Raw genomic sequence first — 26,577 nt, 5'->3', positions numbered from 1 at the left:
GCCCCGTTCGAGAATCGCGCCGAACCCACCTCTCTTACGAGACCAGTGCCGTATCCCTGCCGCCGACCAGCAGCGGGACGTTACACACCTGCCGAGCCTCGGGCACACGACGTCCGGCAGTGGGCATGGCGCACTGATCACACCACCAGGCCGCCCACAACCACCCGGGACAAGCCATGGAACCCGACCAACCAGCACAGATTCCGACGGAGTACATAACCCGCCAGTCGACCCAAATCATCGCCAACGGACACTTCGTTTACCGGGCCGACAGCATCAACACACCCGACAGCACCTTCTCTTACCCGCTCCTGCATCGGGACAACCGGATGCTGCAGTACCTGATCCACGAGGCCCAGGAGATGGAAACCGAGGAAGGACAACCGCCCTATCTCTGGCTGGCTGTACACGCCTGGTACGAAGGCGCACTACAGACACTGGCGGACCTACCCGACCTGCCACAATGACTCCCGGTCCCGGACATACACCCGGATCACGTCACACTGTTCACTGGCAGGATGACGGCAGAACCATCGTCAACACCATTTCGAGACCAAACCGGGGGGTAAACGGGGGTTGGTCGAGATAGAACAGGTCAGGCCCGGTACTAGACCGGGCCTGACCTGAAGTTTTAAGTGGAGCTAAGGGGACTCGAACCCCCTGACCCCCCACACAGCCGACCCAGACACTCTGCTGCACCGCCGAGTCGGCGCGATAGCATCCCCGACGGTTAGCCGACCAGTGTCAATTTCCCAGCAGATGGGAACTACGGACGCCCAATATCAGCAGGCCGCGACTCCTACGTCCGGTACTCACCCACGATGACCAGGCGTTTTCCAGTTGCCCATATCTTGTGTGTCCTGCCGAGGGCACGAACCTGCAACACTGTTTCCGCAGCTCCGGGGGTTTAGTTCGACCCGGATATCCCGTTCAGCGCGCAGACGAGACAGAAAGGGTACGGGTCACGCGGTTTCCCGATGCGAGCCATCGAAGGAAACGCAGAACATGGGCAACTCAGGACCAATCGACATCTCCGCGACCAGCGTGCCACTTCAACAGCGCGGCAGTAGCCTTCGCCTGGGCGGCACCGACCTGCTCGCCTTCGACGCCATCGACATAGCGGACCTCGAAAGACACCGTCAGCCCAGCGCGCATCGCATCTTCACCTCGTCGGGCAGGTATCTCGACCTGACTTCCAGGTCCCGACGTTGCCTCGTCATCACCTCTGCACCTGTCGCCGGCCGAGACTCCTCTGCCGGACTCGGGTGCCGTCGTGCCGGTGGGTTCAACCTCGTTGCTCGCAGCCACTCAAGGAATTCTCGACCAGACCATGCTCCCGTCGCGGTAGGCGCGCAGATTCCTGCTGCAGTACTCCCGAGGTCGGGCCTGATTGAGACCATCACGGATTAGAGAACGGCTTCGGTTTCAGACCAGCGTCGGTCGGCGGCTGGTTCGGGCAGATACGATTTCAACCTACTCCTGCACCAGCCCCCCTCGGGTTTTGAAGCAGCGCCGGTTTCCCTCGATGATCGGCCTCCGCCCTTCACTATCGGCCTGAACGCCGGTCGGCAGTAGGGATTATGCCCGGTCGTGACACGATGATCACGTCGACGATTCCCGGCACCTCGAGCAACGTGCGACAGGTGAGGTCGTGTTGCTCTACAGAAGACGAGTCGTCGTAGATGAAGACGATGATCTGCTTGAAACGCTCGTCCTTCAGATATGCCACCGAGTCGATCATCACCTCCTGTTCGATCTTCTTGAACTCGCCGGGCTTTCGGATGTACTTGACTTCGATCAGCAGGGCGAGACGAGACAGGCCGAAGTCGGCCCGGTAGCCGCTGCGCCCCAGCTTCGCCAGAGTGTCCTCGTCGACCACGTCGTCGAAGACCGTGCGAAGCATGATCCATAGGATGTCCTGGACTTCGCGCTCCGCGTCGATCCGCCAGCGAATCGGATCCCTCAGCGTGTCGTCGTCCCACCTCCACCTGCGCAGCGCTGCCGGGAAGCGACGGAGCACTAGACCGACCTGCGAGGCGGTGATCACCAACTGGTCGGCGCTGTCGATCGCGAGCCGCTCGCCGAAAAGGAGCCAGAGAGCCGCTTTCCGGTCGTCGACCTCGTCCGGATTGGCGCGAAGGAACGTCTGTGCTGCACGATGCTGGACGCCGCGCAACTCGCCTGTCGGCAGACCAGCGGTCCCCGTGCCGGAGGTGAGCATGAAGAACGCGGCCGCTAGCTCATGCCCGGACATGCTCGCGAATTCGGGGATCTCGACCGGCTCACGGGCGAGCTCTGCCTGAAGGTGCAGGTGGATCAGGCCAAGCCAGGGGTCGTTCGGCTTCCGGCGAGAGTCACCGAGCACCTCCCGAAGCCAGGTCAGAAAGGAGGGCAGGCGGTCTTGGAGTGCACGCCCCGCGAGGTACACGCCGATGAGAATCGGGGCGGAGTACAGGAAGGTGAGGCGGTCCCCGGGGTATGGGTCCCGCCTCGCCAGCCCTTCGACGCCGGTCACGAGGACATCGGCGAAGTCAGCGAGCAGTGCCGGCTGCGCGGTCGCCGTGTAGCCCAGCACGGCGAGCGTGTGCGGGACGTCCAGCCGGTGGGCATTCGCCTCCAGCCACCCTGATGTCTCCGGGTCGACCTTCCATTGCAGCTGGGCGATGTCGCCGAGAACGTACCGGGCGAAGAGGCCTTCTACATTGCCCGGCATGTTCACGGCGTCGATCTTGCGTCGCCACGCCGCGAGCTGTGCTCCGAAGATCGGTTCCTCGGTCTCTGTCATAGGAACCACCTGCTGAAACGCAATTTCATGTAGATCATGTCCGAGTTCCAGTTGGTCACGTGACGCAGCTTGCCCAACAGACCGGCGATGAGGTCGGAGTAGGAGATCGTGACCGGCTTGCTGGTGGGATAGGGGCGGCGCCAGGACATGGCCGTGAACTGGAAGACCTGGCTCGCGAGGTAGTCGATGTCGGTGAACGTCGACTCGCGGTGCAATTTGAGCAGGAGCGGCTTCGGAGCGCCTTGCTTGTCGCTCTTCATCTCCCGCGGCCCTTTCACCGTCACGAGCAGCTCGCGCTTGCTGATCGGCAAGGCGAACCCGCGCCGGGCGACGTGCTTCCCTTTCGTGCCCCTTCCGACCTTCACACCGTCGGAATTCTCGTCCAGGACGAGCCACGGGTGATCGTCGACAACCGTGACGAATGCGAACTCGACGCTTGCATACTCCGAGGTCAGCTCGGTGACCAGTTCCTTAACCGCCCGTGCCTCCTTGTCCTTCAACGGCTTGAAGATGTGGAAGACGAGCCGGACGAAGTCGTCGGACCGCCAGCCCTGCCGTACCTTCACATCGGCGATGCACGTCCGGAGGGCGTCCAGCAATGCCTGCGGGTACCGCTCATACGGTGTCTCTCTGGACACGTTGGACACGAGGTAACGGCCATCGTAGTTGAACACCGTGGTGATGCCGACGAACCGCTCCGTCTCACCCATCCGGCCATCGGAGACCTGTGCGCTGCCGATGCCGAAGATCAGCTCCCTGGCCATCGGCCGTCCCCGGTCGCTGATCGCGTACGGCGTGCCTCCGAGCTTCGCATAACACGCCAGCGCCATCGTGCTGAGCGGGTATGCGAGGTTACTATCGCCAATGATGTTCTCGACCTGGTACTCCTGCACCGGGATGCCCTGGCTCATGAATGTCGACTTCGACACGAGATACGGGCTGTCGTCGCCGGTCTGATGTTCTTGCACCGCACTGGTGAAGACGAACGCCAGGTTGATCTGCTCGTCGTTCGACAGCGCGGTCAGGCAGGCCTGCCGGTAGGCCGCCGCGTCCGTAGCGTCGCCGTCGAACACCGTGAAGCTGAACGTGCAGTCGGTCAGCCGGAACTTCCGCACGAACCCCTCCGCGTAGGCGTTCGACCCTCGGACGCCGTTGCGGAACCTTTCCACCAGCGTTTCCACTCTTCCCTGAAACTGGCGCGGCACCACAACGGCGATATGGGGCGCCTTGGGCGTGAACGACTCGGCGTCCAGCGGGCCCCACTTGGTCAGACCGGTTTCCGGGAACGGTGCCGTCTTGTCTCCCGACTGGTCGAACACGAACGTAGGCTCGGCCAGCGTCCGGACATGAGGATGCTGTGTGCTGGTCAGCCTCAGCGGCTTGCCCAGCTCGGCTGTCAATCCATTGCTGATGTCGAACTTGCCGAGACCGATCAGGTTGGCCGCGATCCGGTTCGTGTCGGCAATGCGCTGCTGCGCATTAGTCAGGCTCACGACCTGGGCTTCCAAGGCGTGGAAGTCCCGTTCATAGGACCGCCCGCACGCCTTCCGCAGCACCGCGTAGAAGTTGGCCGTGTTCGGCTCGATCCATGCCTCCGCCGCGTCCAGTTCCAACTCGCCATCGCGGCAACGCACCCGCAGCTTGTCCCCGTCAACGGCGACTACCTGGCCTACCAGTCGGCGTCGCGTGTGCGGGTCCTGAAACGGCCAGGTAGGTGCCAAGGGTGATTCCGCAAGCACGTACAGGCCGTTCACCTGGACGCCGCGCCGCAGGAGAACGCCAACAGGAAGGTCGATCTCATACCTCGTCTTCAGCCCGACCACGACGCCGGAAAATCCGCCTGGACCGTACCTGCGCACGTCCAGCGAGTACGCAGGGAAGACGTGCAGCCCGGGAAGCTCACGCCCCAGGGCCTTCTCCAACAGGTCGCGACCAGGCGTCCGTGAAACGAACGTCAGCGGGTTCTCCCTCCGCAACTCGTACTTCCACTTCTCGGTGAGAGTCCGCCGGAGGCTCGATTCCAGGAGGCTGGTCTGCACGACAAGATCGGGGCCAGCAGCTGTGATCGTCGTGCGCTTGCCGATGAGCTTCGCACCCGACACGAAGGGCACGCACACGACTTCCTTACCGCGGGTGACGACCACGTGGGACGTGCGGAGCTCTTCACGAATAGCGCGCAACTTGTCTGGTGTCTCGAACGGTAGCGTGCCGGCGTCAACTCGTCCGTCGAACCGAGCTGGAAGAAAGTTGAGGACCAGGAGTGGCCCTCGACCGCCGGGCACGGACGATCGTTCTCCAGAGTAATCCACCGCCCGAGGCTACGACAGCACCCCGACAGTTAGCTCGCTAGTTCGGCACGGACGACAGGGGGTCGCCTGCTCGACGGCGGACCACCCGCTCACCGGTGCGTACTGCCCTGCCCTGACCTGGGCCTCACGTACGCGGACGGCAACCGTGGCCGACGGGAGATCCCGAAGCCGTTGTTCGAGCGCATGTTCGATCCCGTCGCGCAGGGCACTCGCGAATGCGAGACCGTCGCTGCGTGCGTGGAGGTGTTCGCGGGAGATGGCGCGCTACCCGTACGCGGTGCCGCCTGAGGCACGGTGGGCTCCGTGCCTACCGGTCGGTCACCAGCAAGCGCCTTCCGGTAACGAAGGATCGCACGGCCGCCGTCTCACTCGACGTCAGACGACGGCAAGACGGACGTCGCGACCCCGCGCTACAGGTGGTATTCAGCTTCGATCATCACCGTCCCGGGAAAACCGCAGGCCGTCGCCATTCCAGGTTCGACACGCCCCGACGTGGGCACGTCGAAGGTGGGACCAGGTACCAGCCCGTACCAGCGGCCCTGCATCGTTTAGATTGAATAGGAATTCACGACGACCAGGCGTTTTCCGGTTGCCCATGTTCTGCGTGTCCTGCCGAGGGCACGGACCTGCGACCGCCACGCTACTTCCACCGCGCCCGGCCCCGGCGTGGACACAGATAACCACCGCAGCACCGGTCACCGCAGACAGAAGTAGCCGACAGAGCAAACACCAAGATCTACAACCACCGTACGCCACAGCAAGCCAGCGCTTGATCCTCTCGATCAACATCGTCTACCGTTCGATGTGATCGAACACACCGAATCGGTAAATCTGCCCCACTGAGGGATTCAAGTCCTACCCTGCGCCCGAGATCTTGACTCATCCGCCGACTTCAGCACCCCCAGCTTCGAAGAGCGGGCACCCACCAGCACCCATGGCGGCCAGCTTGGCCGGCCCGGTGATGATGGCCGCGGACGAGAGGTGGGCTTGATAAGGAGTCGATGTTGAGGTCGGCCCCACGGAGATACGTGGTCCTCGATCAGGGCTGCGATCTTCGCGGCGGTGCTGTCGGGTGGGAAGTCATCGAAGATGTTGTGCAACAGTTTTTCTCGACAGGGACTTCGTAACGCCCTACTCTGAAGCCACAGGCCGCACAGCACCTACTCAAACCTTCACACCCACTCGGCGATACATACCCATACAGATACTTCAGCCGTTCCAGGCTCTTTGAACTGAATTCAGCCGAACCCATTTTCTCGAATAGAGCGGCCCTCCGTAGCCTTCCCGCGTCTGCCGGAGGGCTCACCGTCTATTCGACAGGGGTGTCCAAGTGGGTTTCTCCGACCAGCTCACCGTCGCGCTCGATCTCTCGTGCGGGCAGTACGTCTGCGCGCCGACAGATCCCGCCGACCCGCACGTACACGACTTCAGGCGCAAAAGCCTCGCCGGTGACAGGACGCTGGTATGCGCGGCCTGTTTCACCGAGTTCGGCGACAAAGTACCCGTGGTGGTCCGCGCCCGCGTGGGCGGGCAGCGCCGACCGCACTTCGCCCATCCCCCCGGGTTCGCGCCCGTCGGCGGGCGGCATCATCCTGAGACGCTGTGGCATCTGACCAGCAAGGCAGTGCTGACCGAGTGGGCTCTCCGTCAGCCGGGTGTGATCGAAGCCGATACCGAGGCGTGGTTGCCCCACCGGGAACGCCGCGCCGATGTCCGCGTCATATTCGCCGACCGCCGGGAAGTAGCTCTCGAAGTCCAAAGGGGGCCGCTGACCGATGCGGAGTGGAGCCAAAGACTTCACGACTACCAACGCAACGGAGTCGTCGATGTCTGGTTCTGGCATCCCACCAGCCGTCCACACTGGATCGTGCTCAGCGATCCCGACAGCCATCAACAGTTGTGGACATTGGATCCCGCCCAGCGGTCCGCCTCCGTGCTGATCGGGGCACCGCACCGAACCCTATGGCCAGAACCGCCGACCAAGGATAATCCCACACACCGGGTACCGCACCTGCCGCCGTGCGTCTACGACAAGTTGCTCGCACACCCATGCCGACTCGACGACCTCACCTTGACACCGCGCGGCCTCGCGATCCCCACCCAGCTGCACCAGTCATTGACCGACGGGCTACACCACGAACCCGAACTCCTGCAAGCACGTCGACAGCATCGCCTCAACCAGCACAATTACCCCACTCCGGCAACCGAGCCGGTGTACATAAATCCCTCCCGGACCGCCAGTCCCGTCCCGAATGTGGTCGGCACTACCGGGCCCCCACCCATCACCGACCCCGAGGCACTCGCTCACTTGCGCTGGGTCCGGCTCCAGAACACGTTCGTGAAGAACGGCCATCTCCCGGCATACACTGACGCCCCTCAATTCCGGCGAACCCGCAACCTTCGGCAACCGCTCACCTGCGTCAACTGCAGCCACACACTCTCGCCAGACACCGCTCCTGGAGAAATCCCGAGCTGCTCGCCGGCGCCCCAGATCGGCAACTACCAGCCCCCAGCAACCAGGCGACCTGCCGCTCCTCTACACGATCCAGCAACACCATCGAACAGTTCGCGAGCCACGTCAGCGATCACAGGCGATCGGGCTCATATTCATCGGGTCAACCGGCAGAAAGTTCCGGACAACGACCAGCTACCCCTGTTCTGACATGTGCTCATTGCGCCGGGCGGGCGTAGGCAGCGTATGAATCGCACCCAGCACTGACACCCAGCAAACAGATCATGCCCGGTCTTAGACCGGGCCTGACCTGCTATTTCTGTGGAGCTAACGGGACTCGAACCCCTGACCCCCACACCCATTTCGGTGCGGGGCGCCCGTACCTCATGCTGGCCATCTTGTGAAGTCCGGCCGGCAGCAGTGCGATCTGGGGGTTGTGGCGATGCGCAGGAGCTCACGGCGGGTCCGGCTCGAGTTGGCGGCGGTTTTGGCCGGTAGCCGCGAGTAGTGCTGGTGTGATGCGTGCCGATCCGGCGCCTGCTGCCGAACCAGTACGCGCCGGCCCTGGCTGGAACCGGCCTACCTGGAACCGGCGTCCGGGCGGGTGGCGGCGTCCGGCTCGGGTACCGCGGTCAGGAACACCGGTTGCGGAGCATCGGCCGGTATCGAGTACGGCTCGGGTTCGGCCGGGACGTGGCTGAACAGTCCAGCATTGTCGTCGTGCATGTTCGTGCTCCGATCTTCGGTGTGCGCTGCCGGTGGAAGTCGCGGCAGGCAGTGTCGAGATGCGCGTCCCGTGGCGATCTGGCCGACCGGCGGTCCGGGCCTTTCGGGGATACCCATCCGAACCCGAGGCCGCTCCGTGCCGAACTGCCGAATGGAGCAACCAATCGCCCGAAGGCAGCGGAACTGCGGCAGTTCGAAAGAGCTCCTGTCGGGTTCGGCAGCCGATCGGCTGCTCGACGGTGTTCCTCACCACCGTAGTCCCCTCCGCCCCTGCCGCACGCCTCCCAGTCGACAATCCGGTCCGCGACCGCGTCGTCGGCGCACGCGCCGATTCACTGCACCGATCACGCCGGGCTGAAACAGAAACCTCCGTTGCGGGCTACAGACACCGAGCGCATGTCCACTTGTGAACGGCAGGTCATCCTCCGCAGACTCGCCGCAGCCGGGCATCTTACTGACGAGGCCGAGACACGCGCGGTCAGCCAGCCCACTCGATCGTCGCAATCGTCAGATCGGACACGAATCCACCATGATCAAGGCGTTTTCCCGGTTGACCTTGCTTTGCGTGTCCAACCGAGTACCGGTACCTGTGACGAACGACCGCCAAGTCACCCAGCCGGTTGGAAATCCGACCCGCCCGGACAGCATCTCCCAGGGGCGCCCCGCCTGTTGCCCGGTGCGTGGCGCTACAAATTTTCTACAAATTTCACACGGGTCAGGATGGGAAGTCAGGGGCACGAAGGAACAGCGTCGGGACCCACAAAGTGCCATCTAACTGCACAAACAGGGAAATCATGGGCAATATTGGGCGACGTCGGGGACCTGCGGAAACGCTGTGCCGACTTCATGACCGACAAAGTCTATCCCACCGTTGACCTGCACATCTTTGGCAACGGACCCTGCGCCGGTGACCGGTCATCGGCTTAAGTACCGGTCTCCCGTCCTTATCGGTCACCTCGCACGGGTGTGATCGGGTCTACCCCCAGCCGCAATACCGGCTGCACTCGCCTGTAATAGGCATGCACCGTAGCCTCGGCACGCGGGCGCGCCCGCTGTTTCCATCGTGCAACCCGACAAGCCAAGTCCGGACCTCGTGTGCAGAATCCGGCAAGGATCGTCACTCCGGCAGTCAATCCAGGCGTAGCACGCGAGGCGGTGTAATCGGCAGGCAAGCGGCAGTCATCAAAGACTCGGGCCACACCCTGCCCAGCCAGCGCTTGCAGAGTTCGGCGCGGACCCGGCTCAGCCGCGCCGACTCCGCGGGTGGGCGACCAGCAGGTAACGCGTCCGTGATCAATGTCCCGCCGCTTGTGCGCGCTAAACAGGGGCCGAGAACCCCTCACGCAGCCAGAGGATTCCTATGTGCGCCCCCGCAGAGTCGAACCCTGTACACGCCACGGCAGTACACCGACAATCAGGACATGGGCCGCCGTTCATCCCGACGCCGGTGCCCTTCCTGCTGGGCTGCACTTCCTCGCGACGCTCATCCGCGGCGCCGATACTGTTCGCCCGCGTGTGTCGCCCGCGCCTATCGGGCCCGTAAACGGCTCGGCCAGAACTACCAGCGAGTTCTCGCAGCCGAACGGAGTCCACCTCCAAAGGAACCCACCGACCTCGGCGTTTCCTGCCCCGGCTGCGGCCGGCAGATCTATCCGGGCGGGCGCCATCTCCGGATCGACGCCCGGCACTGCTCACCGACCTGCCGCCAGCGCGAGTGGCGGCAGCGGCGCCGCGAAAAAAGTTCCTGATCATGACGGTATCCGTGCCAGTGTCACGGATACCGTCATGATCAGCGCAAATACTGTCGGAGCGCGACCTCAGACTGGGCCGACCATTACCTCAAAACAGAAGGGGGAGAACCGATGTCGGCCCGCCCATGGGTTGAACGCGCGATCGTGCCCGGAGACAGCGAAAACCGTGTCGAGCTGTATGCCTACCTGCCCGACGACCCCGAGCAGGCCCGAGCCTGGCTCAAGAAAGTGCTGGGCAGGCGAGTCCCGCTCCGGCAGGTGCAACGCCACGGTGTGGCCGCCTGGAAGCTCAGCCCCAACCACCTACTGCGCCTGACCGCGGCGATGGCCTACGCGTACGGCCCCACCAAAATGAGGCTGGAGGTCCGGCACACCAGCATCTGCGACCAGAAGTGCAAGGACGCCAAGGTCACGCCGGTGTGGGAATGCGTCTGCAAATGCGCCGGCGAGTTCCACGGAGGAAAAGGACCACGCAACGGCTGGTACCCCGTCGGACGCAGCACCCTCGTCCGACACGACACGACCCGGATCGATCAGTTGATCGTCACCGACGGACAACTACCGACACCCCACAAGAAAGTCCCCCGGCCCGCAGCGGTACCCCCCATCCGACCTGCCCTTCCTGCCACACCCGCTCTACCCCGTCCTGTACCGGCTCCGGCTGCCACCACCCCGCCGCCGAAGTTCGCGCCGGCATCGGCCCCACGCACGGTGATCCCGATTAAGGAAACCTTCGGCGCCCCGGACCGGGGGATGGCCGTGGTCCGGCCTCGACCTGCCGGCCGGAGCCGACCAGTCGCTGTGACGGCCCGAAAATCGGTGGCGGGCCCCGTGGCCGCGGCGGTGCTGACATTCGTAGCTCTGGCTGGAGTAATCTGGTGGGTCACGAACCCCGAACCTCCAGCGGCAGAGCAGGTCACTCCCCACGATCCACCGCATTCTTCTCCCGCCGCGCCGGAAGACGAAACCCAGTTACCGCGGCCGCCGGTCAACCCGGAGCCCCCGGCTCCAAAACCTCAACTCCCGGCCGGATGCTTTCCTTTCCAGCTGGGGTGCTGAGGGCGGTGATCCCTGAAGCAGGCGGTCAGCAGGGCGCCAGCGGGAAGCACGCATGAGGTGGAGCAGCCGGTTTCGCGGGCACGACCACCGAAGGGGTTACCGGCGCCTCGCTGCGTTCGGGGGATGAGTCCATGTGAGTGAGACCAGCACGAGAATCCCAGCGACCAGCAGAGCCCCGAGGGCCCACAGGGTCGGCATGACCGAGGCGCTACGCGATCCGGGGTAGTACGGCGAGCGCCCACCACCGCGCCGCGGCGCGGGACGGTCAGTGAATCGGGTGTACCCCCTCACATTGGTTCCGCCCAGACGTCCCCCGCGTGCATGCCCCCGTGGCGACTCGATCCCCATAACCGAAGTATGACGTGGCGATCCGACAGCAGGTCCGGTTCGAGGAGCCCGAACCCAGCTCGCTGGCCGGTCCGCGGTCCGGCTGCTGGAGGGATAGAACTACCGCCAGCGCGTCATACAGTGCATCGTTTTCACAGGTCAGAGCATCTCGTTGCCAGTACTCAGAACGGGAGGGAGGAGCCCAGATCCTGGATGACGGTGCGGGCGATCTCGGCGCTTTCCTCGCTCGCCGCCTCGATGGCACTGGTGGCGATGGGTGAGAGCAGTCCCTTGATCATTGTCAGGCCGCGCTTGATGCGACCTTGGTTCGGCTCTTCTTCGACCACTTCGGCGAGCACGGTGTCGACGTTCGTGCGTACCTCGGCTTCGTCGTCGTCATCGAGAGGAAGCGAGGGCAGGCCGGCCAGCAGTTCGGCGAGGGTTGCCGCCAGCTGCTCGTAGCCGGGGGCAATCTGTTCGCTGCGGTTCTGGCCCTGGTTCACGGTGTTGTTGTCCCACGCGATTTGTGCGTTATCGCCGGTGACCGTGACGACTGGCCCGTGATAGTTGGTCACCGATCCGCCGGCGGGATAAACACCGTCGTACTCGGTTTCGACAGGCACGCGGATCGGGTTCTTCGCGAACTCCCGTTCGATCTCACGCGCCATGTTGCGAATGCCCTGCTTGTTGATTTTGAAGCCGCTGTTACCCACCTCTACACCCTCCTAAGCACTCAATTTCGACAGGCTCAAATCTTTCATGCACCTCCGACAGCGCCGCGGGGGGCTCCGACATCGAGAAGTCGTCTCATAACCAAGGTTTTGAGACACGTGCCTGTATCTAACCCGCGTGTTTGAAGTGGGCATGTCTACCTCAGTTGCCGCAGCTCAGACAGTCTCTGAGATCGTTCTGACTATGAATGAGCGCATGTCTGAGGCTCTCTCGCACGTCAACGACGAGGAACACTTCGGAGCCCTCCGGCTGGTGGAGGGGGTCTTCCCCTACCCTCCGGAGGGACTTGTAGTAGCTGCGGAGTGTCTCGGTCGAGCATTTGAGACGGTTGTCGGGGGGCAGCCATTGACGATCGTCTTGCCCCTTCCACCGGATCAGCTCGTTATCGGACGGGCTGGCCAGAGCCTGACAGCGCCGAACTTTCACTATCAGTACCCGCCCGATCGGGACTCCAGGCCGTCCGACTGGGGGCGCTCAACCTTCACCTCAGGGGGCAAGCTGATGAGTGCCCGCCTCGACAGGCTGGCCTACCGGTTCGAGGCCTCCGGCTCAGACCAGGAACTGGCGGCGGTTTGCCAACGGTTGGGGCAGGAGCTTGAGAAATGGTGGGACCTGGCGGCGATGTGGCTCGACATATTCACCGAGCTGGATCTACTTCGGCTCGGCCTACACAAGCCTCGCGGGCTTGGTTCCAAATTCCTCGCCTACACCTCTCGTAACAACGGTGAGGCACAGCCGCTGAGCTGGAAGACCACTACCATCGAAGCGTTTCCCAAGCCGTTTATCGTTCCCGATGTCGAGGTATTGGAGCGATGCTTTGAGCTCGCCGGGGCGGGAGCGCAGCTGCCCGGGGAGTGGCAGTACATCCGCAGAGCTCGATCTTGGTTGCAGGCAGGCCAACGCAGGCAGGCGACGATCGATGCCTGCACTGCTGCTGAGATCGCCCTGGCAAATCAAGTGCGGCGGTTACTTGATGGAACTGCCGCACAAGTTGTTCAGGAACTGCTCGACCGGTGCAACGGGATCGTCGACATAGTCAAGCTCGTTCGGGCGATCGGAGGGAAAGAAGCCACAACATCGGTCAACAGCGTTGACCAACGGTTGGCCAAAGTCAGGAATCGGGCCGCACACGCTGGCTACGAACCCCAGCACGAGGAGGCCGCGAAAGCGGTCGATGTCGCTGTGGAGATCGTCGAGCATGCCCTCCCATTGGGCTCGTTGTACAACACAGCCCGCGCCTCCAACGGGACAGCGGAATCTCCAACCGAATGAGTCATCGCACCTACCACCCACTCCGTGGGAGTGCCTCAGTGTCGTAAACCGATCCTCTTTTGAACATTCCGAGGAGGTGCAACTCCGGACCGATACTGCCCGGTCGCTGCCCTCTCCGGTGTTCAGAGATCGCGTCCGGAACGCGGGCTGTTCATGAACACGCGCACCGCCCTTTTGCGCTCAGGCGAAGGAGTCGAGCTTGCCAGTCGATCACAGGGCCCAGGCGTCCCCGCCAGCCGAGCTGGAGGGGACGCCTGGGTTGCGGAAACCGACATCTTGATGTCGAACTCACCCGGCCGTTTCGGCGACTGTCCGACGGGAATCTTTTACTCGTGCCGAGCCGGACTCCGTGAAGGCCCCCGGTGATCGGAAGCCTCGACGGCGAGTGGGTGGGGTTCACCGGTGAGGTGCGCAACGGCGAGTGCGACTTCGGTGATGGTGGCGGTGGTGTAGATGCCGGTGACTCCCCCGCCTGTTTGGCTGTGGCGGGCGAATTCCCGGGCGACGGCGGTGCCGTAGTGGCGTTCGACCCAGGTGATGGTGGTGTGGCGTAGCCAGTGGATGGAGATGCCGTGGGTGTGCACCCATGGGAGGTGTTTACCGAGGCGTTCGAAGAGGTGGTTGTAGCGGCGGCGGGTAATCGGTTTGCCGTTCCGCGCGCACAACAGCGGACCCGAGGCGGGTGCGCCGCGTTGTTCGGCGTGGCGGCACAGGGCTTGCATGAGGGTTGGTGAGATCGGTTGCCACAGCTGTGTGCCGCCCTTTTCGCGCAGCAGGATCACCGATTGCACCGGATCCAGATCCTGCGGTCGCAGGGCCAGGGCTCCGGCGCGGCGGCAGGCGGTTTCGGTGTGCAGGCGCAGGATCAGGCTGTCCAATTCGGGGTCGTTGCCGGTGGTGGCGGCAACGTGGACGAGTTGAGCCAGGAGGTCGGTGGGCAGGGCGCGGCGGTTGGAGCGGGTGCGTTTGGGTTTGGTCAGGCGTGCGGCGGGGTTGTCGCGTGGGTCGATGAGCCGGCTGTCCTCGGCCTGCCTGTACAGCTTGCGCAGCGCGTCGATGACGTGACGGACGACCTCGTTGCCGCCACGATCGGAGCGGCGGATGACCCGGGCGGCGCGGATCTGTTCACACAGCACCTGCAGGTCCGCGGCGGTGGCTGCGTCGAGTCGCCGTTCACCCCAGCCGGGTTGGGCCAGGATCTTGTTCCAGTAGGTGCAGTAGTGGTCACGGGTGCGGCCCGCGGGCATCCGGTCGATCGCGACCGGGATGAACTCGGCGAAGGTCGGTGCGAGACGCGCGGTCTCGGCCGGCGATCCGGTGCCGAGGTCGGTGACAGTGAGACCGAGGCGTTCCATCATCATCTGCACGGCGGCGATATCGGCTTGGGTACCGGTGATCATTCGGGTGCTCCTTCTGCGAAGCGGCGAGCGAGGATGTCGTCGAGGACGTCGGCGGGATAGACGACCAGCAGGGCCTGGTCGGGGTCGGCGGCCAGCAGCACACGGTCATGGATTCGGATGCCCGCGGAATGCCGGACGGCGGCGGGCAGGGAGAGGTGCCCGTACTTGGTGACGCCACGGCGGCCGTGGCCAGGGCGAGTGATCAACACCAGTCCCCCGGTGACCCGCCACGACAGCAGGTCTCCGGGATGCCAGTCGAGGGCTCCGACGATGGCTTTGTCGACGACACGGCCGTTGGTGTCGACGGGCCGGATGCTGTGCACGGCCTTCGATCGCGCGGGTTCCTCGAGGGTCGCCATCGGCAGGGCGGGACCCGATGCGAAGACGGACGGGTCGCCGATTCCGGGCCGGTCGGTGAATGAAGGAAGCAGTGGCGCCAGTGTGTCATCGGTCACAATTTTCACCCCCAACCGGGGTGAAACCGCAGGTCACGGCGGTGACGGGAAAATGGGTGTCCAGGCAGTGCACGGACACGGTTTCTGGGGCACAAATGCAGCAAAAAAGTGTCCGGAGGGGGACTTGAACCCCCACGCCCGATAAAGGGCACTAGCACCTCAAGCTAGCGCGTCTGCCATTCCGCCACCCGGACCGGTGTGCTCAGCAAGAGTATCGGATCGCGCCACCGGGGCAAAATCGCGGGTGCCACCTGGGGTTTTCCACTCCATTGTCAGCGGGTGACGAATTCCGGTCCGGTGGCTGTGGTGCGTGGGTAGATTGTGGTGCGCAGCGGAGCAGTCGGTGAGGAGCGCCAGGTGGGCCAGGATGTCGCGGTCGTTATCGGGGTCGGGGGTATGGGGCGGGCGATCGCGCGCCGGGTGGGGGGTGGTCGGCGGCTGCTGATCGCCGATTTCGACAAGGAGAATCTGGGCGCGGCGGTCGAGGTGCTGGGTGGGGAGGGGCATGAGGTGCGGGGGCAGCACGTCGATGTCTCGGATGCCGGGTCTGTGGCGGCGCTGGCCGCGACTGCCGTCGAGGCGGGGCGGGTAACGCATATCGCGCACACCGCGGGGGTGTCGCCGACCCAGGCGGTGACCAAGGCGGTGCTGGAGGTGGATCTGCTGGGGACGGCGCTGGTGCTGGATGCTTTCGAGGGTGTGGTCGCCGAGGGTGGAGCGGGGGTGGTGATCGCGAGTATGTCGGCGTATATGGCGCCGCTGCCCGACGATCAGGTCGCGGCGCTCGCGTATACACCGGCGGCGGAGTTGCTGGCGTTGCCGTTCCTGGACCACGAGGCGCATCCGGGTATCGCCTACGCGGTGGCGAAACGGGGCAATGTGGTGCGGGCGCAGGCCGCGGCGGTCGCGTGGGGGCGGCGGGGGGCGCGGCTCAATTCGATCAGTCCGGGGGTGATCTCGACGCCGATGGGGCGGCAGGAGCTGGACGGTGAGTCGGGCGCGGCGATGCGGGCGATGGTCAACGCGTCGGCGACCGGGCGGTTGGGAACGCCGGACGATATAGCGCACGCGGCGGCATTCCTGCTGGATCCGGCGTCGAGTTTCATTTCGGGGGTCGATCTGCTGGTCGACGGGGGGACCGTGGCCGGGGTGCGGGCGCTGGCCTCCGGAAACCTGTCCTAGCGGCCGGTCCGCGTCCAGCGTCTCGGTCCCGGTGCGGGGAATTGTTGACGACGCTCGCGCCGGGGATGATGATGCGGCCAGCGGCCCCGACATCCCGGAAGTGAACTGTGCCCCACACCAGAGTCCCCGCCATCCACCTGGGTCCGGAATACGACCCCGCCCTCGCCCGGGCAATCGAAGCGGGTTGCGGCCGGCTGGTGCCGTTGGAAGATGCCGAGGCAGTGGTGTGGAAGGGCGGGCCGGAATTCTTCCCCGAGCGGTTACCGGATGCGGTGCGGTGGGTGCAGTTGTCGAGTGCGGGGATCGAACGGTGGTTCGCCGCGGACCTCATCGACGACGACCGCGTCTGGACGTCGGCGGCCGGTGCCTATGCGCCGAGTGTGGCCGAGCATGCGGTGTTGCTGCTCTTGGCGGGGGTGCGGGGGCTGGGTGAACAGGCGCGTGCGACCTCATGGCGCAAGGCCGAGTTCGAGACACGGGTGGGGACGCTGCACGGGGCCACCGTCGCCATCATCGGCTGCGGGGGTATCGGCCGGGCGATGATCCCGCTGCTGCGCGCGTTCGGGGCGCAGGTGCTGGCCTCCACCCGTTCGGGGAAGCCGGTACCGGGGGCGGTCGAAACGGTGGACGCGAGCCGGAACGCCGAACTCTTCTCGCGCGCGGACCATATCGTGATCGCGGCACCGGCGACGGCCGATACCGCGCACCTGGTCGACGCCGACGCGTTGGCCCGGATGAAACCGGCGGCCTGGATCGTGAACATCGCCCGGGGGTCGCTGATCGATACCGAGGCACTGGTGCGGGCGCTGCGCGAGAAGACCATCGGGGGCGCGGCACTGGATGTCACGGATCCGGAACCGCTGCCGGACGGACATCCGCTGTGGTCGCTGCCCGATGCGGTGATCACCCCGCATCTGGCGAATCCGTCCGGCGGTCTGCCCGGTCTGCTGGCCGAGCATGTGCGAGCGAATGTGGAACGGTTCGCGGCGGGCGAACCGTTGCTGGCTCTGGTCGATATCGAACGCGGTTACTGACGGGAGCGGCGCATGTCCGCACGATCCCGATAAATCAGACTTCGAGTATCTCCTCGATCGGGCGCCGCGGGGTATCGGCCAGCGGCGCGGAACCGCGGGGACTCCAGCCGACCCGCACCATGGACTGGGGGTACGCGCAGTCGTGGAGTAGACCGGTCCGGATCTCCTGCCGTGCGTCCGGCACGCCGAGCGGTTCGGTCTGCACGCTGGTGGCCAGGCCCAGTTCGGTCGCGGTCAGCAGAAGCGCGCTCGTCGCCTCCCCTGCCCGCAGTTGGGCCCGCCGGTCGTCGCGGGTGGTGCCGACGACGAGCCATTGCGCGGCGTCCGGCTGGTTCGCCGGATCGAGCAGGGCGGGGTCGGCGAAGGTACGCACCGGGATTTCGCCGTCCGGGCGGGCCGCGGGGGCGTTGTGGGACGGCACGCCGTCGGTGAGCCGGTCACGTCCACTCCAGTGGGCGATCTCCTCCCGGTACAGCCGGTCGGTGGCGTGCGCGGCGACCGCGTGCCGCATGGGCGTCGCCAGCCGTGGTAGCAGGGTGTCGGGGACCTGCCGGACTGCGGCGCCGCGGGCCGAGACCTGGGCGGCCATGGACCGCAGATAGCGGGCCGGGATCGGCTTGGGTAGGTAGTGGCGGCGATCGGTCCGGCGCAGCAGGATGGCCGCGGCCATTTCGATCTCGGCGTCGGTGGGCGGCCGGCGGGTGGTGTGGATCGTGGCGAGGTGGTCGGGGTCGCTGGGGTCCGGGCAGTAGTCCACAGCGGAGGCCCAGCCGAGCGCGGCCAGGGCGGCGCGCATATGGTGCAGCGCGGCACCACAGCTGACGATGAGCGAACGCAGCGAGGGATCGGTGACGATCAGCTGCCGGCCGGTATCGGCGAAGAGCTGGACACCGGAGTCGGCGGACCGCCAGCGCCAGGGTTGGGTGTTGTGTACGGACGGCGCTCGGACTGCCAGGCCGAGGGCGAGATCGGTGGCCTCACGATCCGGGATCGTGGCGGACATTGTATTGCGTCCTTCCGATGACAGGCGGTGTGCGGATTTTCCGGCCCGGACAACTCGGCGGCGACGCGGAGAGCGCGACCACGGCACCGCGACCACGGCACCGCGACTTCGGCCGGCCCCGATGCCGCAGGCCTGCGGTGCGGATCCTCTGTACCCGAGAGTAGACAGTCCGCACCCCGGGCGGCACGGCACCGGCGAATTTGCCGGGCGATATCCGGGACAGCGGCGCGGCGCGGCTACGAATCGCCCACCGGGCGCAATGATTCGATGCCTTACCTGGTGAAAATTATTCGTCCGATCGAATTATATGATGCATGTCACTCGAACGGGGGGTTACCGGTTATTCGCTCGTCGCCCTCGGGCCGGTTCGGGCGGACACGTTGCGACCGGTTCTGTTTCCCGGCCCGGAAGCCGGGTAGATCGGCAGTACTCTGGCCTACTACCCCTGGTGACCAGCTGTGACAGATGCGAAACACCGAAGAAAGGGATGCACATCATGCTGCTACGCCGGTTCGCCCGCCCCCTGCTGGCGAGTGCGTTCGTCGTCAACGGAGTCGAAACACTGATGCATCCGGAATCACGGGTGAAGGAAGCTTCGACCCTGGTCCACAAGGGGAAGGAATCGCTGCCGTCCGATATCGCGGGCAACCTGCCCGCCGACCCCGGAACCCTGGTACGGGTGACCGCGGCCGTGCAGATCGCCGGGGGCGCTCTTCTGGCGCTGGGCAAGGCGCCGCGCCCGGCGGCGCTGGCGCTGGCGGCGACGGTCGTTCCGGCGACAGTGACCGAGCAGAACTTCTGGGCCGAGAACGACCCCGAGCGCCGCGCGGCCAAGCGGACGGCATTCCTCAAGGACGTGAGCCTGCTCGGGGGGTTGATGATCGCGGCGTCGGATACCGCGGGTAAGCCCTCGCTGGGTTGGCGGGGACGCCGCGCCGCCCGCCGGGCCGCCGCCACGGTTGGTGGTGCGTTGCCGGTGGGTGCGTCGGCCCGCGGCAACGGCACGGGCGAGGCCGTCCGGCAGCAACTGCACCAGGCCGCCGACCGAGGCAGGGATCTGGCGGGTTCCGCGGCCGGACGCGGGGCGGAACTGGCCGAGATCGCCCAGCAGCGTGGCCCGGTGTGGGCGGAGACCGCCAAGAAGCGGGGTGCCGACTGGGCCGATATCGCGAAGCATCGCGGTGCCGAGCTGGCCGAAACCGCGCAGACCCGCGGTCCCGAATGGGCCGCCGTGGCCAAGACCCGGGCCGCCGAGCTGGCGGACTACACCAAACACCGGGGTAGCGAACTCGCCGAGACAGCGCAGCACCGGGGACCGGAGTGGGCGGAGGCGGCCAAGAACCGGGCAGCCGAACTCGCCGACTACACCAAACACCGCAGCGGCGAACTCGCCGAAACCGCCCAGCACCGCGGTCCCGAATGGGCCGAGGCGGCCAAGAACCGGGCAGCCGAACTCGCCGACTACACCAAACACCGCAGCAGTGAACTCGGCGCCTCGGCGAAGGCACAGCGCGCCCAGCTCGCCAAGGCGAAGGCCAAGGCCGACAAAGCGAAGGCCAAGGCCAAGAAGAAGGCCGCGAAATCCAAACTCCGCTGACAACGCGGCGAATCGACGATGCCCGGGCCGCAGGTCCGGGCATCGTCGCGTTACATTCCGGGGAACTCGAGGATCGGCGGCGGATAGTCCGTGCCGAGCCGCCACGGCCGGTGGATCGCCCGGCCCTCGATATCGGCGAGTTCGGGAACCCAGCGCCGCACGTAGTCGCCGTGCGGGTCGTAGCGGTCGGCTTGGCGCAGCGGATTGAGCACTCGGTTCGGGCGGGTGTCGTTCCCGGTTCCGGCGACCCATTGCCAGTTGAGCTGATTGTTCGCCAGGTCCGCGTCGACCAGCCAGTACAGGAAGTGCCGCGCACCGGCCCGCCAGTCCACCCGTAGCGACTTGGCCAGAAAACTCGCGGTGATCAGGCGGGCGCGATTGTGCATCCAGCCCTGTGCGCGCAATTGCCGCATTCCGGCGTCGACGATCGGGATACCGGTATGTCCTTCGCGCCAGGCCTCGAGCGCCTGTTCGTCCTCGCGCCAGCGGATATCCCGCGCGCGATAGTCGGCCCATGCGGCGTCGGGCCGGGCGGCCAGCACCTGGTGGTGGAAGTCCCGCCAGGCCAGCTGCCGGACGAACGCGGCGGCGTCCTCGGAGCAATCACCGGCGCGGCGGACCACCTCACCCGGTGACAGACAGCCGAAATGCAGGTACGGGGAAAGTCGTGAAGTGGTGTCGGCAGCCAGATCGTCGCTATCGGCCGCGTAGCCGTCCAGGTGGCGGGAAAGCCAGTCCCGCAGGATCTTCCGGCCCGTGGTCTCCCCGCCGATCGACAGTTCGGGCGAGGGTGCCCCCGTTCCGAGCTCACCCGGGCCCGGGAGCAGGCCGGTGGCGACCTCCGGCAACTCGAGGCGGTGCGGCGCGCGCAGCGTCGCCCGGTGCCGGTCGCTGGTCCAGCGCCGCAGATACGGCGTGAACACGGCGAAGTGATCACTACCGGCGGGCACCAGATCTCCCGGCGGCACGACGGTCAGCGAGGCACGGTGGACCCGCAGTTCACGACCGTCGCGGGCCAGACGATCACGCAGCCGCCGTTCCCGCAGGCGACTGTAGGCGCTGACATCGGCGGCGACGTGGACGACCGGCGCGTCCGCTGTCTCCGCCACCCGCGCCACCTCTTCGGCGACGTCTCCGGCGCGGACGACGAGCCGGGCGCCCAGCGCCCGGAGTTCGTCGTCGAGTTCACGAAGGGCGGCCGCCAGGAAATGCGCGCGATTGGGTGGGCAGTAACGACCGGGCAGGATGGCCTCGTCGAGGACGAAAAGCGGGGCCACCGTCTCGGCCTCCCGGTGCGCAGCGGTGAGCACCGGGTTGTCCCGCACCCGCAGATCGCGGGTGAACAGGGCGACCGCCGCTGCGGTCACGTGGACCAGACCAGGCAGAAGGTGTGCCCGACGGGGTCGGTGTAGACCCGGAATGCCTCTTCGGCGTGAACGAATGTGGCGCCGAGCGCCAGGACTGCCGGTTCGGCGACCTCCACATCGCTCACCAGCACATCGAGATGGACCTGCTGTGAACCGGCCGGATCCGGGAACCGAGGCGGCTGATACTCCGGCGACAACTGGAACGCCAGCCGTCGGCCCTGCGGGTCGACCATGGCGACCCAGGTGTCGTCGCTTTCCGCGCGCACCACTTCCCCACCGAGCAATCCGAGATAGAACTCGGACAACTTCCACGGATCCGGGCAGTCCAGTACTACCGTCCGCAATCCCTCTACTCCGTCGGCCGCCATGGGTCGGCCCTCCTTCCGCACGTTGTACCGGTTGCGTACCCCGGCCCTCGTCGGGAAAACCGGCACGCGCTGCGCGCCGAGTGTAGGGCGGGGAGCCGGAGGGGATGCGCGTCAGCGCGTCGGCGGCGCTACCTCTTCGTAGACCTCGCCCACGGCGCCGGCGAGTAGCCGGTCGGTCATCTCCTGCTTCAATACGGTCAGCCGGGCGTTGTCCGCCGCGTCGCGGTCGCGGCGCGCGCCGAGTTCGATGAATTCGGCGGTGACGAATCCCGCGTCCCGCAACCGCAGCAGGACGCTCCGGTCGCGGTAGATGAATTCCCAGACGTAGCGGGCGAGGACGGGCCCGCGCTCGGTGGCCGCGAGTTCGGGGACGACGGTGAAACGGTCGCCCGTGACCGCGCGCAGCGCCATCTCGATCGCGTCGCGGCCGCCCGGGCCCGGGAAAGCGGTGCGGACCGTCACTTCCCGTCGTTCGACTGCGCCGAACAGTGAAACAGCGTGCTGCACAGCGCAGTACGCGTGCGCGACACCACCGGGGAACTCGGTACCGTGATACTTCATCAGATCGGCGAACGAGAGCTCGATCGGTGTCCCGGATTCCAGAACGGTCAGCATGTCTTCTCCCTCTTCCTGGTGGCCCAGTGCAGTGCCGAATAGAGCAGTTGCGTCGCTCCCGGCATGAACCCGGAGCCGTGGTGGTAGACCGGGTCCATCGTGGTGACGAGCAGCCTTCCCGCGGTGGAACTCTCGTCGATATAGAGGACGGAGCCGTCGTGGACGCCGTCCTCGGTGTGCAGGTCGACCAGGCTCACCGCGCCCGGGGGCGGTTCCAGCACACCGTGGTAGTGCCAGATCACCGCGTGGTCGGCGAAGAACTTCCAGGCAGGATGGCCGGGGGCCTGTTTCCGGAGCCGGTGGTCCTCGCCGGTGCGCCACCACCAGAACACGGTGGGCCGGGGCTCTTCCCGGACGCCGGGCAGCCACTGTCCGGCGTGGTTCTCACCGAACACGAGCACGGTCGCGCCCCGGCCGAGCCCGGCGAGGACGGTATCGGTCCAGCGTCGCAGCAGATCCGGGCGGAGGCGGTCGGCGACCACGATCACCTCGGCCGCGCCGACTGCGTCCAGGGCGCCGGTGCGCACGTGCACCGGCCGGATCCGATAGGGCGCCAGGGCGGGATCGGCGAGGGTGGCCAGCTGGGCGTGGCTGCCACCGTGCAGGAAAACGATACCGGTCTCGGGGTCAGTCATCGTTACCTTCCAGCCAGCGCAGGAGTTGCGGGTGCAGCCGCGCGGTCCCGCGGTCGGCGGTGGCGAACTGCAGCAGGTCGTTGCCGCCGTGGACCAGAACCCGGCCCGCCCCGAGTGGGTAGTCGTAGTCGATCGGTGCCCGGGTGCGGCCGATGGTGTGGACAACCCGGGCGTGCTCGGGCAGGTCCGGATAGCAACCGCGCCCGTAGAATCCGGCGACACCGATACGTTCCAGTTCCGCGAACGGGACGGGCCCGCGGGCGCCGGTGTTGTAGAGGAACGACTTCGGATCGGTGCCGGCCCACACCGGGTGTTCGGTCACCCGCGTCAACGCGAGGTCGCGCGGGTTCCGGAAGTCGAGCTTGCGCCATCTCGTGAGGCCATCGAGGAACAGTCGCTGCACATGGCCGTTCACGACGATCCGTCCGCCGCGCGCGACGAACGAATCGAGCAGTGGACGCTGCTGGGCCAGGTACTCCTGATCCACGTCGCCGGTCAGGTAGAGACCGGTGACCGCGCCGGTGCACTCCCCCGGCAGGTCGTAGACGTCGACCTCCCGGAATCCGCCGACGTACTCGCTACGGGCCGGGGCCATCACGGCTTTCAGTACCGTCACGAGATCCCCCGCCCGAAATCCGGCACGGTGAGCCGCCGGACCGCGCTGGGGGTCTCGATATCGGCGGTCACGATCGGCACGCCGTACATCTGCGAGAGCAGGGCGCCGGTGAGCAGTTCGCGGGTCGGGCCGAGGCGCTGATCGTCGGCGGCGACCATCAGCATCGACCGTTCGGCCACGTGTAGGGCGTGATCGGGATGGTGGGTGGTCATCACGACCGCCAACCCCTCGTCGGCCAGCGCGCGGAGTACGGTCAGCACCTGGGCCTGGTTGCGCAGGTCCAGGGCGGCCGCGGGTTCGTCGAGCACGATGGTGTCGCAGTCGGAGACGAGCGCCCGGGCGATGAGCACCAGCTGACGCTCGCCCCCGCTCAGCGCGGTGTAGTCGCGGTCGGCGAGGTGCGGTATGCCCACCCGGCGCAGTGCCTCCCGGGCGGCGGCGCGATCGACGGCCGTGGGCGTGCTGTAGATCTTCACCGTGCGGGCCCGGCCCATGAGGACGATATCGAGCACCGAGAACGAGAACACGACCGAATGGCTCTGCGGGACGTACCCGACCGGGCCGGAGGATTCGACCGAACCGGAGGCTGGCCGGAGGAGACCCGCCAGGCATTTGAGCATGGTGGTCTTACCGCGCGCGTTCGGTCCGAGCACGGCGAATACCTCGCCCGCGGCGGCGCGGACCGAGACATCGCGAAAGATCCACGGCCCCTTGGCCGAGTAGCGGTAACAGAGCGAACTAGCCTCGAGCATCGGCACCCCACAGGCGGGAACGGTTGCGGATCAGCAGCACCACGAAGAACGGGGCGCCGATGATGGCGGTGAGGATCCCGATCGGGATCTCGGCGGTGCTCAGTGTGCGCGAGAGGGTGTCGATCACGGTCAGATACGCGGCCCCGAGCAGCGCGCTGACCGGCAGCACCATCCGGTTGTCGGTGCCGACCATCATGCGCACCAGATGCGGGACCACCAGGCCCACCCAGCCGATCACCCCGGCGACCGAGACCGAACCCGCGGTGATCAGCGCGACGCACAGCAGCAGGAAATTGCGCAGCCGCGCGGGATTCAGGCCCAGTGCGGTGGCGTCCTCGTCGCCCATGGCGAGGATGTTCAGCCGCCAGCGCAGGGCGAGTACCACCAGGCCGGCCGCCACGACAGGGATCGCGGCGGTGAGCACCTTGGCGTAGGTCGCCGTCGCCAGCGAACCCATGAGCCAGAACACGATCGAGGGCAATTCACTGTAGGGATCGGCGATATAGGTGATGAACGAGACCATCGCCTGGAACATCGCGCCCACCACGGTGCCGCCGAGCACGATCATCAGCAACGGCGCGCCGGGTACCGCCCGGGCGGTCGCCACCACCAGCACCAGCGCCAGCACGCCGCCCAGGAAGGCACCGCCGACCAGTGCGGCGCCGCCGAAACCGGCGAGCAGGATCAGCACACCGCCGAAGGACGCACCGGAGGAAACCCCCAGCACCTGTGCGCTGGCCAGCGGATTGCGGAACACGGCCTGCATGACCGCGCCGGTGAGTGCCAGTCCGGCGCCGAGCAGGATCGACAGCAGCACCCGGGGCAGCCGCACATCGAGCACCACGGTGCGTTCCTGCGCGTACCAGGTCTGTTCCAGCGGAAAGATCTGGCCCAGCAGGATGCGCACGATTTCGTTCGGTGGCACGGTGTAGCGGCCCACCGCGAGCGCGGCGAGGGCCACCACCATCAGCAGGACCAGGAATCCCGGGATCGCGAGAAGGCGCCGGTCGAAGCGCGCGCGGCGCGGCGCCGGAGCTTCCGGCGCCGCGACCGCCGCCGGGTCAGCGGAGGAACTGGTCATAACCCGCGGCGTCCTTGTTCAGGTCCAGGCGCAGCACCTGATCGATCTCCTCGTCGGAGATGCGGTACGCGAACAAGTCGTCGAAGGCGGCCCGGATATCGTCGCGGAACTGCCCGTCGCGCGCGGCCGGGTACAGGATCCGGTGCATCCACTGCCACATCAGCGGCGATTCCGCGCTCGGCACCTGCCACCGGTAACCGCCGAGTGGGGTCTTGTAGACGCGTTTGTTCTGTACCGCGCTGACGCCGGTCAGCCTCGGATCGGCGTAGATATCGGCGGGTGTGCTCTGGTCGAATCCGCTGAGCATGATGACCTCGGGGTTCCAGGTCAGGATCTGCTCGGGACTCACCTGCCCGGACTCGGAGACGAAACCCTTGGTCACCAGATCGGCGCCCACGAGATCGAATTGGAAACCGTCGTAGCCCTTGGCGCTGGTGGTGCTGTAGGTGTCGCCGGTGCGGGACAGGATCATCGCCCGGGGCCGCGGTGTGGTCTGCGCCGCCACCTGCGCGCGCATCTCGGACTGCTCGGTGCGCTGCCAGTCGATGAGTTCCTGTCCGCGTTCGGGTTTACCCGCGATCTGCGCGAACAGGGTGATCCACTGCTCGAGATCGTCCTGGGTGCCGTATTTCAGGCCCACGACGGGGAATCCGGCCGCCTCGATCGGCGCCGTGACCTCCGAACCCCGGTCGCCCCACTGGACCACCACATCGGGGTCGAGTTGCAGCAGGGTTTCCACGTTCGGCACGAAATCGTTGCCCGCCACGACGGCCGAATCGGCCGAGCCGGGGAACATGGTGGCGAACATGCCGCCCCGGTTCGCCACCAGGGTCGACTGATTGATGCCGACGATGCGGTCGTAACCGCGGTCGACCGCGGCGAAGATCGACGGCGCCGGCATCACGGTGAACGCCACCTTGTCCGCCGGCCCGTCCAAAGTGACGGTCTCGCCCCGCTGATCGACGATGGACAGCGCGCCGGCGGCGGCCACCTCCTCGGTCTGTGCTTCCCGGGTCGAGCACCCGGCGGTCAGCGCGAAGGCTGCGATCATGCCGGCGA

21 protein-coding genes and 1 tRNA gene are annotated in these 26,577 nt (G+C 66.2%); 6 read left to right on the top strand and 16 right to left on the bottom strand.

Going from position 1 to position 26,577, the window contains the following annotated elements:
* Nucleotides 1-176 precede the first annotated feature (176 nt).
* Nucleotides 177-467, top strand: coding sequence for a hypothetical protein (locus NS4_RS09610; protein WP_063059161.1), 291 nt, complete (start codon nucleotides 177-179; stop codon nucleotides 465-467).
* A 1,079-nt stretch (nucleotides 468-1,546) separates the two neighbouring features.
* Here NS4_RS09610 and NS4_RS09605 read toward each other — a convergent pair.
* Nucleotides 1,547-2,785, bottom strand: coding sequence for a PD-(D/E)XK nuclease domain-containing protein (locus tag NS4_RS09605; RefSeq protein WP_157105969.1), 1,239 nt, complete (start codon nucleotides 2,783-2,785; stop codon nucleotides 1,547-1,549).
* A complete protein-coding gene (locus NS4_RS09600) occupies nucleotides 2,782-5,094 on the bottom strand; it encodes an argonaute/piwi family protein (protein WP_157105968.1) in 2,313 nt (770 codons plus the stop codon). The genes NS4_RS09605 and NS4_RS09600 overlap by 4 nt, the downstream gene beginning before the upstream one ends.
* Before the next feature lie 1,330 nt (nucleotides 5,095-6,424).
* Here NS4_RS09600 and NS4_RS33855 point away from each other — a divergent pair.
* Nucleotides 6,425-7,756: a competence protein CoiA family protein gene (locus NS4_RS33855; RefSeq protein WP_084487055.1), complete on the top strand. Its 1,332-nt coding sequence runs from the start codon at nucleotides 6,425-6,427 to the stop codon at nucleotides 7,754-7,756.
* 369 nt (nucleotides 7,757-8,125) lie between these two features.
* Here the strand turns inward: NS4_RS33855 and NS4_RS32110 are convergent, their stop codons facing one another.
* Both NS4_RS32110 and NS4_RS09590 read right to left on the bottom strand, forming a co-directional pair.
* Complete coding sequence (locus tag NS4_RS32110) at nucleotides 8,126-8,272, bottom strand: hypothetical protein (RefSeq protein ID WP_157105967.1); 147 nt, start codon at nucleotides 8,270-8,272, stop codon at nucleotides 8,126-8,128.
* Between the two features lie 3,319 nt (nucleotides 8,273-11,591).
* Nucleotides 11,592-12,122, bottom strand: coding sequence for a hypothetical protein (locus tag NS4_RS09590; RefSeq protein ID WP_245665211.1), 531 nt, complete (start codon nucleotides 12,120-12,122; stop codon nucleotides 11,592-11,594).
* Between the two features lie 202 nt (nucleotides 12,123-12,324).
* Here NS4_RS09590 and NS4_RS09585 point away from each other — a divergent pair, with 202 nt between their 5' ends.
* Nucleotides 12,325-13,413 carry a hypothetical protein gene (locus tag NS4_RS09585; RefSeq protein ID WP_063059157.1) on the top strand — a complete coding sequence of 363 codons (1,089 nt, stop codon included), beginning with the start codon at nucleotides 12,325-12,327 and terminating at the stop codon, nucleotides 13,411-13,413.
* Nucleotides 13,414-13,739: 326 nt separating this feature from the next.
* On the opposite strand, the gene NS4_RS09580 is transcribed toward NS4_RS09585, so the two are convergent.
* The 3 genes from NS4_RS09580 to NS4_RS09570 form a co-directional block, all read right to left on the bottom strand.
* Nucleotides 13,740-14,813 (bottom strand): tyrosine-type recombinase/integrase, encoded by a 1,074-nt coding sequence (locus NS4_RS09580; protein WP_063059156.1) that lies wholly within the window; start codon nucleotides 14,811-14,813, stop codon nucleotides 13,740-13,742.
* Nucleotides 14,810-15,268: a hypothetical protein gene (locus NS4_RS09575; RefSeq protein WP_218020332.1), complete on the bottom strand. Its 459-nt coding sequence runs from the start codon at nucleotides 15,266-15,268 to the stop codon at nucleotides 14,810-14,812. Before NS4_RS09575 ends, NS4_RS09580 begins: the two co-directional genes overlap by 4 nt.
* 109 nt (nucleotides 15,269-15,377) lie before the next feature.
* Nucleotides 15,378-15,462 (bottom strand) — tRNA-Leu (locus tag NS4_RS09570).
* 163 nt (nucleotides 15,463-15,625) lie between these two features.
* On the opposite strand from NS4_RS09570, the gene NS4_RS09565 reads away from it, so the two are divergent.
* The gene (locus NS4_RS09565; RefSeq protein ID WP_063059182.1) at nucleotides 15,626-16,450 is read left to right on the top strand and encodes an SDR family oxidoreductase; all 825 of its coding nucleotides are present in this window, start codon (nucleotides 15,626-15,628) and stop codon (nucleotides 16,448-16,450) included.
* Between the two features lie 107 nt (nucleotides 16,451-16,557).
* Nucleotides 16,558-17,484 (top strand): D-isomer specific 2-hydroxyacid dehydrogenase family protein, encoded by a 927-nt coding sequence (locus NS4_RS09560; RefSeq protein WP_063059155.1) that lies wholly within the window; start codon nucleotides 16,558-16,560, stop codon nucleotides 17,482-17,484.
* A 34-nt stretch (nucleotides 17,485-17,518) separates the two neighbouring features.
* Here NS4_RS09560 and NS4_RS09555 read toward each other — a convergent pair whose 3' ends face one another.
* Nucleotides 17,519-18,487, bottom strand: coding sequence for an Acg family FMN-binding oxidoreductase (locus NS4_RS09555; protein ID WP_063059154.1), 969 nt, complete (start codon nucleotides 18,485-18,487; stop codon nucleotides 17,519-17,521).
* 496 nt (nucleotides 18,488-18,983) lie between these two features.
* Here NS4_RS09555 and NS4_RS09550 point away from each other — a divergent pair, with 496 nt between their 5' ends.
* On the top strand, nucleotides 18,984-20,084 hold the full coding sequence (locus tag NS4_RS09550; protein WP_063059181.1) for a DoxX family protein: 1,101 nt from the start codon (nucleotides 18,984-18,986) through the stop codon (nucleotides 20,082-20,084).
* 50 nt (nucleotides 20,085-20,134) lie between these two features.
* Here the strand turns inward: NS4_RS09550 and NS4_RS09545 are convergent, their stop codons facing one another.
* The 8 genes from NS4_RS09545 to NS4_RS09510 all read right to left on the bottom strand — a co-directional run bounded on the left by NS4_RS09545 (nucleotide 20,135) and on the right by NS4_RS09510 (nucleotide 26,569).
* Nucleotides 20,135-21,451 carry a cryptochrome/photolyase family protein gene (locus tag NS4_RS09545; RefSeq protein WP_063059153.1) on the bottom strand — a complete coding sequence of 439 codons (1,317 nt, stop codon included), beginning with the start codon at nucleotides 21,449-21,451 and terminating at the stop codon, nucleotides 20,135-20,137.
* On the bottom strand, nucleotides 21,448-21,819 hold the full coding sequence (locus NS4_RS09540; RefSeq protein ID WP_063059152.1) for a VOC family protein: 372 nt from the start codon (nucleotides 21,817-21,819) through the stop codon (nucleotides 21,448-21,450). Before NS4_RS09540 ends, NS4_RS09545 begins: the two co-directional genes overlap by 4 nt.
* 111 nt (nucleotides 21,820-21,930) lie before the next feature.
* Nucleotides 21,931-22,434, bottom strand: a complete 504-nt coding sequence (locus NS4_RS09535; RefSeq protein WP_063059151.1) for a hypothetical protein — start codon at nucleotides 22,432-22,434, stop codon at nucleotides 21,931-21,933.
* Nucleotides 22,428-23,069, bottom strand: a complete 642-nt coding sequence (locus NS4_RS09530) for a hypothetical protein (protein WP_063059150.1) — start codon at nucleotides 23,067-23,069, stop codon at nucleotides 22,428-22,430. Before NS4_RS09530 ends, NS4_RS09535 begins: the two co-directional genes overlap by 7 nt.
* A complete protein-coding gene (locus tag NS4_RS09525) occupies nucleotides 23,062-23,685 on the bottom strand; it encodes a hypothetical protein (protein WP_063059149.1) in 624 nt (207 codons plus the stop codon). The genes NS4_RS09530 and NS4_RS09525 overlap by 8 nt, the downstream gene beginning before the upstream one ends.
* Nucleotides 23,682-24,437 (bottom strand): ABC transporter ATP-binding protein, encoded by a 756-nt coding sequence (locus tag NS4_RS09520; RefSeq protein WP_063059180.1) that lies wholly within the window; start codon nucleotides 24,435-24,437, stop codon nucleotides 23,682-23,684. The genes NS4_RS09525 and NS4_RS09520 overlap by 4 nt, the downstream gene beginning before the upstream one ends.
* Nucleotides 24,424-25,518 carry a FecCD family ABC transporter permease gene (locus NS4_RS09515; RefSeq protein ID WP_063059148.1) on the bottom strand — a complete coding sequence of 365 codons (1,095 nt, stop codon included), beginning with the start codon at nucleotides 25,516-25,518 and terminating at the stop codon, nucleotides 24,424-24,426. Before NS4_RS09515 ends, NS4_RS09520 begins: the two co-directional genes overlap by 14 nt.
* Nucleotides 25,499-26,569, bottom strand: a complete 1,071-nt coding sequence (locus NS4_RS09510; protein WP_169811745.1) for an ABC transporter substrate-binding protein — start codon at nucleotides 26,567-26,569, stop codon at nucleotides 25,499-25,501. The genes NS4_RS09515 and NS4_RS09510 overlap by 20 nt, the downstream gene beginning before the upstream one ends.
* Nucleotides 26,570-26,577: the final 8 nt, after the last annotated feature.

Origin of the sequence: Nocardia sienata NBRC 100364 (assembly GCF_001613205.1) — a bacterium.
Taxonomy (GTDB): domain Bacteria; phylum Actinomycetota; class Actinomycetes; order Mycobacteriales; family Mycobacteriaceae; genus Nocardia; species Nocardia sienata.
This window is presented reverse-complemented; position numbering and strand designations above follow the sequence as displayed.

Bases quoted from the DNA above. Each gene is read 5' to 3' on its own strand.
- NS4_RS09530 (WP_063059150.1), bottom strand. From the start codon at position 23,069: ATGACTGACCCCGAGACCGGTATCGTTTTCCTGCACGGTGGCAGCCAC.
- NS4_RS09520 (WP_063059180.1), bottom strand. From the start codon at position 24,437: ATGCTCGAGGCTAGTTCGCTCTGTTACCGCTACTCGGCCAAGGGGCCG.
- NS4_RS09535 (WP_063059151.1), bottom strand. From the start codon at position 22,434: ATGCTGACCGTTCTGGAATCCGGGACACCGATCGAGCTCTCGTTCGCC.
- NS4_RS09510 (WP_169811745.1), bottom strand. From the start codon at position 26,569: ATGATCGCAGCCTTCGCGCTGACCGCCGGGTGCTCGACCCGGGAAGCA.
- NS4_RS09540 (WP_063059152.1), bottom strand. From the start codon at position 21,819: ATGGCGGCCGACGGAGTAGAGGGATTGCGGACGGTAGTACTGGACTGC.
- NS4_RS09605 (WP_157105969.1), bottom strand. From the start codon at position 2,785: ATGACAGAGACCGAGGAACCGATCTTCGGAGCACAGCTCGCGGCGTGG.
- NS4_RS09555 (WP_063059154.1), bottom strand. From the start codon at position 18,487: ATGTCCGCCACGATCCCGGATCGTGAGGCCACCGATCTCGCCCTCGGC.
- NS4_RS09550 (WP_063059181.1), top strand. From the start codon at position 18,984: ATGCTGCTACGCCGGTTCGCCCGCCCCCTGCTGGCGAGTGCGTTCGTC.
- NS4_RS09585 (WP_063059157.1), top strand. From the start codon at position 12,325: ATGAATGAGCGCATGTCTGAGGCTCTCTCGCACGTCAACGACGAGGAA.
- NS4_RS32110 (WP_157105967.1), bottom strand. From the start codon at position 8,272: ATGCACGACGACAATGCTGGACTGTTCAGCCACGTCCCGGCCGAACCC.
- NS4_RS09580 (WP_063059156.1), bottom strand. From the start codon at position 14,813: ATGATCACCGGTACCCAAGCCGATATCGCCGCCGTGCAGATGATGATG.
- NS4_RS09610 (WP_063059161.1), top strand. From the start codon at position 177: ATGGAACCCGACCAACCAGCACAGATTCCGACGGAGTACATAACCCGC.
- NS4_RS09515 (WP_063059148.1), bottom strand. From the start codon at position 25,518: ATGACCAGTTCCTCCGCTGACCCGGCGGCGGTCGCGGCGCCGGAAGCT.